Source organism: Metabacillus hrfriensis (genome assembly GCF_030127205.1).
Lineage (GTDB): Bacteria > Bacillota > Bacilli > Bacillales > Bacillaceae > Bacillus_P > Bacillus_P dongyingensis.
Genome location: NZ_CP126116.1, coordinates 117412 through 129646 on the forward strand (window position 1 = coordinate 117412; position 12235 = coordinate 129646).

Sequence of the window (12235 nt, forward strand, 5' to 3'; positions counted from 1 at the left end):
TAAACGAATGAAGTATGAAGTAGTCATTCCTGCTGCAGGACAAGGAAAGCGAATGAATGCAGGGAAGAACAAGCAATTCATTGAGCTTGATGGAATACCTGTCATTGTTCATACATTGAAAGTTTTTGAATATGATCCACAATGTACAGGCATTCTCTTAGTTGTAAATCCGAACGAAAGAGATATTTTTGCCGCCATGGCTGACCAATACGAAATCAGTAAGATTAAAGGTTTGATCAGCGGGGGCAGTGAGAGGCAGCACAGCGTGTATAATGGTCTCAAGGCAGCATCTTCCGAGATTGTTCTTGTCCATGACGGTGCACGTCCATTCATCAAGAAAAACATGATGACAAAACTAGTTAAAGCAGCAAGTGAAGATGGAGCTGCAACGGTTGCAGTCCCTGTAAAGGACACCATTAAACGTGTTCTAAACAGCGAAGTGATTGAAACAGTTGAACGTTCTAGCTTGTGGGCCGTACAGACCCCACAAGCTTTTCGTCTTTCAGATATCCTCACTGCCCACGAGGAAGCGCTGCAGTCTGGGTTCTTGGGAACCGATGACGCGAGTTTGATTGAAAGAAGCGGAAGGAAAGTTCAAGTGATCGAGGGCGACTATACAAATATAAAACTAACGACACCAGATGATCTGCTGCTTGCAAAAGCCATCTTAGAAAGTGAAAGAGGGGAAACGTAATGTTGAGAATTGGACAGGGATTTGATGTGCACCAGCTCGTAGAAGGCCGCCCGCTCATCCTCGGAGGAATCGAGATTCCATATGAAAAAGGACTGCTGGGCCATTCGGATGCAGATGTTTTGCTTCACACAGTAGCTGATGCATGCCTTGGTGCTATTGCTGCCGGTGATATCGGCAAGCATTTTCCGGATACCGATCCTGAATTTAAAGATGCAGATTCCGCAAAATTGCTGCAGCATGTTTGGCAGCTCGTAAAAGAAAAAGGATATACGCTTGGAAATATTGATTGTACTGTCATTGCTCAGAAGCCTAAGATGGCTCCATATATTGATCAAATGAGAGAAAGAATTGCTGAGTTGCTTGAGGCTGATGTCAATCAAGTGAATGTAAAAGCAACAACGACCGAACAGCTTGGTTTTACGGGCAGAGGAGAAGGAATAGCTTCACAGGCAACGGTTCTCATTCAGAAAAAATAATCACGGATCATCTTTTGAACAGAGTGACTTTAGTGATAAAATGAAACGGACGTTAAAGATTATCGGAGGTACAACCATGACAAATGAAGTAAGAGTGCGATACGCTCCAAGTCCGACTGGACATTTACATATCGGGAATGCCCGAACAGCCCTTTTTAATTATTTATATGCGAGAAATACAGGCGGCAAGTTTATTATCCGAATTGAAGACACGGATAAGAAGAGAAATATTGAAGGCGGTGAAGAAAGCCAGCTTAAATATTTGAAATGGCTCGGCATTGACTGGGATGAAAGCATCGATACAGACGGTGAATACGGTCCATACAGACAGTCAGAGCGCAATGATCTTTATAAAAAATATTATGATGAACTTCTTTCTGCCGGAAAGGCGTATAAATGCTATTGTACAGAAGAAGAGCTTGAGCAGGAGCGGGAAGAGCAAAGTGCCCGCGGCGAAACTCCTCAATATTCTGGAAAATGCGCACATTTAACACCAGAAGAGCAGCAAAAGCTTGAGGATGAAGGAAGAAAACCAAGCATTCGTTTCCGAGTTCCAAAGGGAGAGGTCATTACATTTAACGATATCGTGAAAGATGAAATCTCATTCGAAACTGATGGAATCGGCGACTATGTCATTGTAAAAAAAGACGGAACGCCAACTTATAACTTCGCTGTAGCAGTAGATGATTATTTAATGAAAATGACTCATGTTCTTCGCGGGGAAGACCACATTTCAAATACCCCGAAGCAAATTATGATTTTCAATGCATTAGGCTGGGAAGCACCTATATTCGGCCACATGACACTGATCGTCAATGAAAACCGCAAAAAATTAAGCAAACGCGATGAATCAATTATTCAATTTATTGAACAATATAAAGAACTGGGCTATTTACCGCAGGCGCTCTTTAACTTTATCGGCATGCTAGGATGGTCTCCGGGCGGCGAGGAAGAAATCTTCAGCAAAGAGCAGTTCATCGAAATATTCGATCCGAGTCGACTATCGAAATCACCGGCTGTTTTTGATACACAGAAGTTAATGTGGCTGAACAATCAATATGTCAAACAGCTAGAATTAGATCAGCTGGTTGAGCTGTCTCTTCCTCATTTGATCAAAGCTGGAAAAGTATCAGAAGCTGCTTCAGCAGAAGAACTGGGCTGGGCGCAGAAATTAATCGGCCTTCATCAGGACAAAATGAGTTACGGTGCAGAAATTGTTGAGCTGACTGAGCTTTTCTTTAAAGAAGAAATTACTTATAATCGCGAAGCGCGAAATGTTCTTGAAGAGGAACAGGTTCCAGAGGTGCTTACAGCATTTGCAGAGGAAATTGAGAAACTTGAGTCCTTTACGGCTGATCAAATTAAAGCTGCTACGAAAGCTGTTCAGAAGTCTACCGGGCATAAAGGAAAGAATCTGTTTATGCCAATCCGTGTTGCAACAACTGGACAAACTCATGGTCCCGATCTGCCTCAGGCAATCGAGCTGCTCGGAAAAGAAACAATTTTAACCCGATTAAAAAGTGCGAACAGTTAACTTTTTTCTGAAAATGTAATATAGTATGATTAATACATTTAAACGCGTTGATAAGGAGAAGTAGAGAGTCCGTTTCCATGATAGAGAGAACCTCCCCGGCTGAAAGAGGTTTATGCGAAATCATTCTCGAAATGCACCTTTGAGTCTTTTATTGAACCATCAGCCAGTCTGACGCATTAAATAAAAGCGGAGTGCTCACCGTTACAGGAGCCTAAAGTTGAAGCAGGCAATTTTTTGCTTGTTTAAACAGAGTGGAACCGCGCATTTAAAGCGTCTCTGTCTATTAGGCAGAGGCGCTTTTTTAGTTTCAATTAAAAATCATGGGGAATGTTTGGGGGGGAATAGAATGTTCAAAATGCTGAAAGAAGATATCGAGGTTGTTTTCGAACAGGATCCGGCTGCAAGGTCTTATTTAGAAGTCATTCTTACTTATTCCGGGCTTCATGCAATTTGGGCGCACCGGCTGGCACATGCTTTTTTTAGACGGAATCTGTTCTTCATTGCAAGAGTCATTTCTCAAGTGAGCCGCTTTTTTACAGGAATCGAAATCCATCCAGGCGCGAAAATCGGGAGGCGCTTTTTTATAGACCACGGTATGGGTGTTGTGATTGGTGAAACGTGTGAAATCGGTAATAACGTAACAGTCTTCCAAGGGGTAACTTTAGGCGGAACCGGGAAAGAAAAAGGAAAGAGGCATCCGACCATTCTGGATAACGCTTTGATTGCTACAGGTGCGAAAGTACTGGGATCCATTACAGTCGGTGCTTATTCTAAGATTGGTGCGGGTTCGGTTGTGCTCCGTGATGTGCCTGATCATTCCACTGTTGTAGGAATACCAGGCAAGGTCGTGATACAAAATGGGAAGAGAATCAAAAATGATCTTGATCACTGCAATCTTCCTGATCCAGTCGCAGACAGGTTCAAAGAACTGGAAGCAGAAATGCTGCATTTGAGACAAGAACTTGCACATTTGAAAGAAGGGAAGAGTCAAGATGACCATCAAGTTATACAATACGCTAACCAGACAAAAGGAAACATTTAAGCCGCTTGAAGAAGGAAAGGTCAAAATGTATGTGTGCGGACCGACCGTTTATAACTATATCCATATAGGAAATGCCCGTCCTGCCATTGTCTATGATACTGTCCGGAAATATTTGGAGTATAGAGGATACGATGTCACTTATGTATCAAACTTTACAGATGTAGATGATAAGCTGATAAAGGCTGCAAATGAGCTTGGAGAAGATGTTCAGACAATTGCGGACCGTTTTATTGAAGCCTATTTTGAAGATGTCACGGCTCTTGGCTGCGACCGTGCAACAGCTCATCCGCGTGTGACTGAAAGCATGGATATTATTATCGACTTTATTTCAGCTTTAATTGAAAAAGGGTTTGCTTATGAAGCAGATGGGGATGTGTATTATAGAACAAGAGTTTTTAAAGATTACGGAAAGCTCTCTCATCAGTCCATTGATGAACTACGAGTTGGTGCCAGAATCGATGCAGGAGAGAAGAAGCAGGATTCACTTGATTTCGCGCTTTGGAAAGCGGCAAAAGAGGGCGAGATTTCTTGGGAAAGTCCATGGGGAGAAGGAAGACCCGGCTGGCATATTGAGTGCTCCGCTATGGTCCATGATCATTTCGGAGATACAATCGATATCCATGCAGGGGGACAGGACTTAACATTCCCTCACCATGAGAATGAAATTGCACAATCTGAAGCCCTGACAGAAAAACCGTTTGCTAACTACTGGCTGCATAATGGGTATATTAATATTAACAACGAAAAAATGTCGAAGTCACTAGGCAACTTTGTATTGGTTCATGACATCCTGAAAGAACATGATGCCCAGGTTCTTAGATTGTTCATGCTGTCCGTTCACTACCGTCATCCGATTAATTATTCCGTTGATTTGCTTGAGAGCACTAAAAATGCATTAGACCGCCTTCGTACATCTTACGAAAATCTGCTGCACCGTGCACAAAGCAGCACTGACTTAACCGATGATAATGAAAAGTGGCTGAACATTATCTCTGAACAGCGCGCGGTTTTTGTAGAAGCTATGGATGATGATTTCAACACAGCCAACGCCATTTCAGTTATGTTTGAATTGTCAAAGCAAGCCAACTACTATTTGCAGGAAAAGAATACTTCAAAAGAAGTAATTGCTGCTTTCACTGATGCATTTGATGAGCTTGGAGCTGTACTTGGCCTTCAGTTTGGAAATAAAGAACTTTTGGATGCGGAAATTGAAGAATTGATTGAAAAGCGCATTCAAGCCAGAAAAGACCGTAACTTCCAGCTGTCAGATGAAATCCGGGATCAGCTGAAGGGTATGAATATCATTTTAGAAGATACGCCTCAAGGCACGAGATGGAAAAGAGGGTAAGCATGCTTCACTTAGAAGATATTCCGAACCCAAAACAAGTGAACAGCCTGGCTCTTGCCTATATAGGTGATGCTATTTATGAAGTCTACGTAAGGCATCACCTGCTTTCTAAAGGCAACGTCCGTCCAAATCAGCTGCATAAATTAGCAACAAAATATGTTTCAGCCAAGGCGCAGGCAACAATTCTTCATGAATTGTCAAAAGCAGATTATTTTTCTGAAGAAGAAATGGCGATCATACGCCGCGGCCGAAATGCAAAATCAGGCACGGTTCCAAAGAACACAGATGTTCAAACCTACCGCTACAGTACAGCATTTGAAGCATTAATCGGCTACCTGCATCTTGAAAAAAATGCAGACCGTCTAGCAGAAATCATTCAGTCGTCATTTGAATTGATTCAGAACGAAGGGAGGAAATAGGAATGTCAGAAGAATATATTATTGGCCGCAACACCGTCATTGAAGCATTAAAATCGACAAGAAATGTGTATAAAATCTGGATGGCGGAAAACTCCGTCAAGGGACAAGCCCAGCAAATAATGGTGCTTGCAAAAGAAAAGGGAATTTCCATTCAGTCTGTTCCTAAAAAGAAAATTGATCAAATGGTTGAAGGAAATCATCAAGGTGTCGTTGCTCAGGTAGCAGCGTATGAATACTCAGAGGTAGATGATATCCTAAAGGCGGCTGAAGATAAAAATGAAGCTCCATTTATTCTTCTTTTAGATGAAATTGAAGACCCTCATAACCTTGGTTCTATTATGAGAACAGCAGATGCAACAGGTGCGCACGGCATCATCATTCCTAAAAGAAGAGCAGTTGGTCTGACGGCTACAGTTGCGAAGTCTTCTACTGGCGCAATTGAATATATCCCTGTAGCAAGAGTGACAAATATGGCAAGAACCATTGAGGAATTAAAGGAACGGGGCGTCTGGATTGTTGGCACAGATGCTAAAGGGTCAGATGATTACCGTTCTATGGACGGAAAAATGCCTCTTGGATTAGTTATAGGCAGTGAAGGTAAAGGAATGGGAAGACTGGTTAAAGAAAAATGCGATTTTCTGGTCAACTTGCCGATGGCTGGCCGGGTCACTTCGCTCAATGCCTCAGTGGCAGCAAGTCTGCTGATGTATGAGGTCTTTAGAAAGCGTCACCCTTTAGGAGAATAAGGTAATGGATATCCTTCTTGTTGACGGATATAACATCATCGGTGCTTGGGCGAATCTTCAATCATTAAAAAAAGAGAATCTCTCAGAAGCAAGAGAGCTGCTTATTCAGAAAATGGCAGAGTATCAAGCTTACACCGGTTACCGGGTAATCGTCATATTCGATGCTCATCAAGTGAAGGGTATTGAAAAGAAACAAAAAAACCACCGTGTCGAAGTAATTTATACCCGGGAAAATGAAACGGCAGATGAACGCATTGAAAAACTTGCGATTTCACTGAACAATATTAAGACACAGATTCACGTGGCAACTTCCGATTTCACAGAGCAATGGGCCATTTTTGGCCAGGGAGCTCTCAGAAAATCGGCAAGAGAACTTTTAAATGAAGTGGAAGCCATTGAAAAAAGAATTCAAAAAAGAGTAGAGAAAATCAAAGTGAACAGTCCTCAATCAAAGATTCCTATAACAGATGATGTCCTGAAAATGTTTGAAAAATGGCGCAGGGGCGATTTATAGCCTGTTGACGCTTTCAAAAATCATACTGTATAATATTTCTATCTATTGTGCGGTCGGGGGGATCGGCATGAACACACATTTCAGCACGGGTAGACTCAGCAAGGAAGACTTTCATGCTCTTTTGGATGAACAGGTTGTGGAGCTTGTTCATAATGGAGACAGCGATGCTCTTGATTATTTAATAACCAAATACCGTAATTTTGTTAGAGCGAAGGCAAGGTCCTATTTCCTGATAGGCGCTGACAGAGAAGATATTATTCAAGAAGGTATGATCGGTTTGTATAAATCTATCCGTGATTTCAGAGAGGACAAGCTTACTTCTTTCAAAGCTTTTGCAGAACTGTGCATCACGCGCCAAATCATTACCGCTATTAAAACCGCAACCCGTCAAAAACATATTCCTCTTAACTCTTATGTTTCACTGGACAAGCCGATTTACGATGAAGAATCAGACCGGACACTGATGGATGTCATTTCAGGGGCGAAAGTCATGGACCCGGAAGAACTGATTATAAATCAGGAAGAATTTGACGATATTGAATTGAAAATGGGAGAGCTTCTGAGCGACCTGGAACGGAAAGTGCTTGTTCTCTATCTGGACGGCAGATCCTATCAGGAAATTTCTGAAGAGCTCAACCGCCACGTCAAATCAATAGATAACGCCCTTCAGCGGGTGAAGAGAAAGCTTGAAAGATATCTAGAGCTTCGTGAAATCAACATGTAAAAATTATGTAAAACATGTTAGGTGTGATTGACGAAGAACCTTGCGTGTGTTACATTTTTAAAGAAAAAATGAAGGACTAGCGGAAGGTGCCATAAATGCGTAAGAAAGTTACATTGGCTTGCACAGACTGTGGAAGCAGAAACTACACAACCATGAAAAACACGTCAAGCTCCGAAGAGCGTTTAGAATTCAAGAAATTTTGCAAAGCTTGTAACGCACATACGGACCACCGTGAAACAAAGTAGTAATCATCTCATGATTCTTTATTTCTATGACAGGCTTTCTGAATTCTCTTGGAGGTAATGTAAATGCAGCGTATTGTTAATTTTTTCAAAGATGTATCCCGTGAAATGAAAAAGGTCAGCTGGCCAAAAGGCAAAGAATTGACACGCTATACGATTATAGTTATTGCAACTGTCGCTTTTGCTGTAGTCTTTTTCGCCATTATTGATTTGGGAATTTCATCGTTAATTCGTCTAGTGTCTTAAAAAATAAACTGGGATCTTCAATTTCATTTTATTTTTTGAATAATAGATATAAAATCGTGCTATAATAGAGAATATTATATTTCCCCAAAAACCCGTTCGACGGGTTTTTTCATTGTCTTCAAAAGAGTCAGCCAAAGAAATAAGAACAGCAGATTCAAAATATAAGATTTAAAAAGCAGGGAGGGAATGGACAAATCGTCCTATAAAAGATGGAGAAAAATTGGTATGTAGTCCACACTTATTCCGGTTATGAGAATAAGGTAAAGGCGAATCTTGAAAAGCGTGTAGAATCAATGGGCATGCAAGATAAAATCTTCCGTGTAATCGTTCCGGAAGAGGAAGAAACAGATTATAAAAACGGCAAAAAGAAAGTAACAAAGAAAAAGGTATTCCCAGGTTATGTCCTAGTAGAAATCGTCATGACAGATGATTCATGGTACGTAGTCCGGAATACACCTGGTGTAACAGGATTTGTAGGTTCAGCTGGATCAGGTTCAAAGCCAACAGCGCTCCTTCCGGAAGAAGTTGTAACGATCCTTAAGCATATGGGAATGGAAGAAAAGAGAGTTGAACTTGATTTCGATTTGAAAGAGACTGTAAAAGTAATAGACGGACCTTTTGCTAACTTTACCGGATCAATTGAAGAGATTGATAAAGATAAGAGCAAAGTGAAGGTGCTTGTGAATATGTTCGGCCGCGAAACACCGGTTGAGCTGGAATTTTCACAAGTTGATAAATTATAAGAAAAAACTTGAATTCACAAAAGAAAAGTGATAATATTTCATAAGTCAGTATGTCTCGCTTTGCGGGACATAAAACTTGATTAATTTCTATCATTCATATAAAGAATGAACGACATGAGTGGGAGGGTATTACCCTATTACCACATCACGGACTTAAGGAGGTGTGTCTCGTGGCTAAAAAAGTAATTAAAATGGTTAAATTGCAAATTCCTGCTGGAAAAGCAAATCCAGCGCCGCCGGTTGGTCCTGCATTAGGTCAAGCTGGTGTTAACATCATGGGATTCTGTAAGGAGTTTAACGCTCGTACAGCTGATCAGGCTGGACTTATCATTCCTGTTGAAATTACGGTATTTGAAGACCGTTCATTTACATTTATTACAAAAACTCCGCCTGCTGCAGTATTGCTTAAGAAAGCAGCTGGTATCGAGTCAGGTTCAGGTGAACCTAACCGTAATAAAGTAGCAACAGTTAAGCGTGATAAAGTACGTGAAATCGCTGAAACAAAAATGCCTGACTTAAATGCAGCTAATGTTGAATCAGCTATGCGTATGGTTGAAGGTACTGCGCGCAGCATGGGTATCGTCATCGAAGACTAATTGTTGTTTTGTTTTAGGGGTTGCGAGTTTGCTTTTAACAAGTTCGCAACCTTTATTCGTGGGAGGTTATTCCGCTAAAACCACTAAGGAGGAAATTTAAAATGGCTAAAAGAGGTAAAAAGTACGTAGAAGCTGCTAAATTAGTAGACCGTACTCAAGCTTACGGAGTTCAAGAAGCAATTGAACTTGTAAAGAAAACAAACACAGCTAAATTTGATGCAACAGTTGAAGTTGCATTCCGTTTAGGCGTTGATCCACGTAAAAACGATCAGCAAATCCGCGGAGCAGTTGTTCTTCCAAACGGAACAGGTAAAACTCAACGCGTTTTAGTATTTGCTAAAGGTGAAAAAGCGAAAGAAGCAGAAGCTGCTGGAGCTGATTTCGTAGGCGATGCTGACTATATCGCTAAAATCCAACAAGGATGGTTTGACTTCGATGTAATCGTAGCTACTCCTGACATGATGGGTGAAGTTGGTAAGCTCGGCCGCGTACTTGGACCAAAAGGCTTAATGCCAAACCCTAAAACTGGCACTGTTTCATTTGACGTTGAAAAAGCAGTTAAAGAAATCAAAGCTGGTAAAGTTGAATACCGTGTTGACAAAGCTGGTAACATCCACGTGCCAATCGGTAAAGTATCTTTCGAAGACAGCAAGCTAGTTGAAAACTTCACTACAATCTTCGAAACGTTATTAAAAGCAAAACCTGCTGCTGCAAAAGGCACATACATGAAGAACGTAGCTGTTGCTTCTACTATGGGACCTGGCGTTAAAGTTGATTCATCAAGTTTCGGCGTTAAATAATAGTTGACATAAGGGTCAACTTTATATATAATCAAAAATGTTGTTTAACAAATTAACTTCATTTATACCGTAGACAGTAGGTGCTTGCATAAGCTTAATTTCCTGCCGAGGTGTATATATGTGAACTAGAATTATTAGATCGCTTGTATATATACTGCCTCCATGTCTAACGTGGAGGCATTTCTTGTTTTAAGAGAAAACACCGATCGGTATAAGTGTGGGACTTTGATTCTTACAGGAGGTGTATCAATGAGCAGCGCTATCGAAACAAAAAAATCCATCGTAGATGACATTACTGCTAAATTTCGCGACAGCAAAACAACAATCGTTGTTGACTACCGCGGTTTAACAGTAGCAGAAGTTACTGAACTTCGTAAAACTCTTCGTGAAGCTGGCATCGAGTTCAAAGTTTACAAAAACACAATGACTCGCCGTGCAGTTGAAAATGTTGAACTTACTGGTCTTAATGACGCCCTAACAGGTCCTAATGCAATTGCATTCAGTAATGAAGACGTAGTTGCTCCAGCTAAGATTCTTAACGATTTTGCTAAAAAGCATGACGCGTTAGAAATCAAAGCAGGTGTAATCGAAGGAAACATCGCAACTGTAGAACAAATTAAAGCTCTTGCTGATCTTCCGTCACGTGAAGGCTTACTTTCTATGTTGCTTAGCGTTCTTCAAGCTCCAATCCGCAATCTTGCACTTGCTACTAAAGCAGTTGCAGAACAAAAAGAAGAGCAAGGCGCTTAATCTGTTTGACCTGTACCAAAACAAAAAACTAATAGGTTTATAAGGAGGAAATATACAATGACTAAAGAACAAATCATTGAAGCAGTTAAAGAAATGACTGTTTTAGAATTAAACGACTTAGTTAAAGCAATCGAAGAAGAATTTGGCGTAACTGCAGCTGCTCCTGTAGCAATGGCTGGTGGCGCTGCTGGTGGCGAAGCTGCTGCTGAGCAAACTGAATTTGATGTAGTACTTGCTAGCGCTGGTGCTCAAAAAATCAAAGTTATCAAAGTAGTACGTGAAATCACTGGTCTTGGCTTGAAAGAAGCTAAAGAATTAGTTGACAACACTCCTAAAGCTGTTAAAGAAGGAATCGCTAAAGAAGAAGCTGAAGAAATCAAAGGCAAACTTGAAGAAGTTGGCGCTTCTGTAGAAGTTAAGTAATTCCAAAAAGACAAAGCTCGCTTAATTCATATAGCGAGCTTTTTTTTCACGTTTGACATGAAATTGATTTTTTGCAGATACTAGGTATGAAAAATACCATGATTTGCTATACTCCTTTAACATGGAGGGAAAAAGATGACAAATCATTATTATTCACAACAGCCAGAGGCTGAGAGTAACCGTAAATCATGGACGTTTACTTTAAGAGGGAATTCCTTTCATTTTCAAAGTGATCGCGGCGTTTTTTCAAAAAATGAAGTCGACTTCGGTTCAAGACTGCTGATTGAAACATTTACAAAACCTGAACAAAAAGGCGACATGTTAGACGTTGGCTGCGGATACGGACCAATTGGAATTTCGCTTGCTAAAGAATTCAAGGATCTCACAGTTGATATGATCGATGTTAATGAGAGAGCGGTAGAACTTGCGAAAGTAAATGCAGAAGCAAACGGTGTGAAAAATGTCCGTATTATCGCAAGCAATCTTTTTGAAAATGTTGATCCTTCGAAAAAGTATGCGGCTGTCTTAACCAATCCACCTATCCGTGCAGGAAAAAAGGTTGTTCACGAGATTTTTGAAAAAAGCTTTGAATCTCTTTTGCCGGGCGGAGAATTATGGATTGTCATTCAGAAAAAGCAAGGAGCCCCTTCGGCTATTGCTAAATTGGGTGAGATGTTTAAAGAGGTTGTTACAGTCAAAAAGGATAAAGGCTACTTTATTATCAGAGCAGAAAAAGATTGACTCGTATTTTTCGCTATGTTAATATTATAAAATGCCAATATATATATTCCATAAGTCTCTATTTTTTGAGATAAATGTATAAATATAGGACAGATGGAAAAACTTATAAAATCAATAGTACGTTTTACAAAAGTGGTTTTCTAATTTATAGAGACCTTTTTATTTTTGTTTTCTCCTTGTATGTGTATTGGTGGTTA

General features: G+C 40.5%; 17 protein-coding genes and 2 other annotated features. All 17 genes read left to right on the plus strand.

Annotated features, from left to right (window positions below; all coding sequences use genetic code 11):
- Window positions 1-7 precede the first annotated feature (7 nt).
- Window positions 8-694, plus strand: a complete 687-nt coding sequence (gene ispD, locus QLQ22_RS00620) for a 2-C-methyl-D-erythritol 4-phosphate cytidylyltransferase (protein ID WP_223438921.1) — start codon at window positions 8-10, stop codon at window positions 692-694.
- Window positions 694-1170: a 2-C-methyl-D-erythritol 2,4-cyclodiphosphate synthase gene (gene ispF, locus QLQ22_RS00625; protein WP_284015809.1), complete on the plus strand. Its 477-nt coding sequence runs from the start codon at window positions 694-696 to the stop codon at window positions 1168-1170. The genes ispD and ispF overlap by 1 nt, the downstream gene beginning before the upstream one ends.
- Before the next feature lie 76 nt (window positions 1171-1246).
- Window positions 1247-2704 (plus strand): glutamate--tRNA ligase, encoded by a 1458-nt coding sequence (gene gltX / locus QLQ22_RS00630; protein WP_252207853.1) that lies wholly within the window; start codon window positions 1247-1249, stop codon window positions 2702-2704.
- A gap of 38 nt (window positions 2705-2742) precedes the next feature.
- Window positions 2743-2985: a binding site (T-box leader), on the plus strand.
- Window positions 2986-3050: 65 nt separating this feature from the next.
- On the plus strand, window positions 3051-3746 hold the full coding sequence (gene cysE, locus QLQ22_RS00635) for a serine O-acetyltransferase (RefSeq protein WP_223438924.1): 696 nt from the start codon (window positions 3051-3053) through the stop codon (window positions 3744-3746).
- A complete protein-coding gene (gene cysS, locus QLQ22_RS00640) occupies window positions 3697-5094 on the plus strand; it encodes a cysteine--tRNA ligase (protein WP_223438925.1) in 1398 nt (465 codons plus the stop codon). The genes cysE and cysS overlap by 50 nt, the downstream gene beginning before the upstream one ends.
- Window positions 5095-5096: 2 nt before the next feature.
- On the plus strand, window positions 5097-5513 hold the full coding sequence (locus QLQ22_RS00645) for a Mini-ribonuclease 3 (protein WP_223438926.1): 417 nt from the start codon (window positions 5097-5099) through the stop codon (window positions 5511-5513).
- Between the two features lie 2 nt (window positions 5514-5515).
- Window positions 5516-6259, plus strand: coding sequence for a 23S rRNA (guanosine(2251)-2'-O)-methyltransferase RlmB (rlmB, locus tag QLQ22_RS00650; RefSeq protein ID WP_223438927.1), 744 nt, complete (start codon window positions 5516-5518; stop codon window positions 6257-6259).
- 4 nt (window positions 6260-6263) lie between these two features.
- Window positions 6264-6773 (plus strand): NYN domain-containing protein, encoded by a 510-nt coding sequence (locus QLQ22_RS00655; protein ID WP_223438928.1) that lies wholly within the window; start codon window positions 6264-6266, stop codon window positions 6771-6773.
- A 67-nt stretch (window positions 6774-6840) separates the two neighbouring features.
- A complete protein-coding gene (sigH, locus tag QLQ22_RS00660; RefSeq protein ID WP_284015810.1) occupies window positions 6841-7497 on the plus strand; it encodes an RNA polymerase sporulation sigma factor SigH in 657 nt (218 codons plus the stop codon).
- 95 nt (window positions 7498-7592) lie between these two features.
- Window positions 7593-7742, plus strand: coding sequence for a 50S ribosomal protein L33 (gene rpmG, locus QLQ22_RS00665; protein WP_223438930.1), 150 nt, complete (start codon window positions 7593-7595; stop codon window positions 7740-7742).
- A gap of 63 nt (window positions 7743-7805) precedes the next feature.
- Window positions 7806-7985 carry a preprotein translocase subunit SecE gene (gene secE, locus QLQ22_RS00670; protein WP_223438931.1) on the plus strand — a complete coding sequence of 60 codons (180 nt, stop codon included), beginning with the start codon at window positions 7806-7808 and terminating at the stop codon, window positions 7983-7985.
- 209 nt (window positions 7986-8194) lie between these two features.
- Window positions 8195-8728: a transcription termination/antitermination protein NusG gene (gene nusG, locus QLQ22_RS00675; RefSeq protein WP_101569391.1), complete on the plus strand. Its 534-nt coding sequence runs from the start codon at window positions 8195-8197 to the stop codon at window positions 8726-8728.
- A 170-nt stretch (window positions 8729-8898) separates the two neighbouring features.
- Window positions 8899-9324, plus strand: coding sequence for a 50S ribosomal protein L11 (gene rplK, locus QLQ22_RS00680; protein ID WP_029282857.1), 426 nt, complete (start codon window positions 8899-8901; stop codon window positions 9322-9324).
- A gap of 101 nt (window positions 9325-9425) precedes the next feature.
- The gene (rplA, locus tag QLQ22_RS00685; protein WP_223438932.1) at window positions 9426-10124 is read left to right on the plus strand and encodes a 50S ribosomal protein L1; all 699 of its coding nucleotides are present in this window, start codon (window positions 9426-9428) and stop codon (window positions 10122-10124) included.
- A 49-nt stretch (window positions 10125-10173) separates the two neighbouring features.
- Window positions 10174-10319: a sequence feature (ribosomal protein L10 leader region), on the plus strand.
- Window positions 10320-10373: 54 nt separating this feature from the next.
- Window positions 10374-10874 (plus strand): 50S ribosomal protein L10, encoded by a 501-nt coding sequence (rplJ, locus tag QLQ22_RS00690; RefSeq protein WP_223438933.1) that lies wholly within the window; start codon window positions 10374-10376, stop codon window positions 10872-10874.
- A gap of 57 nt (window positions 10875-10931) precedes the next feature.
- Entirely contained in the window at window positions 10932-11297 is a 366-nt protein-coding gene (rplL, locus tag QLQ22_RS00695; RefSeq protein WP_070875241.1) for a 50S ribosomal protein L7/L12, read from the plus strand.
- 135 nt (window positions 11298-11432) lie between these two features.
- Window positions 11433-12038 (plus strand): class I SAM-dependent methyltransferase, encoded by a 606-nt coding sequence (locus QLQ22_RS00700; protein WP_223438934.1) that lies wholly within the window; start codon window positions 11433-11435, stop codon window positions 12036-12038.
- Window positions 12039-12235: the final 197 nt, after the last annotated feature.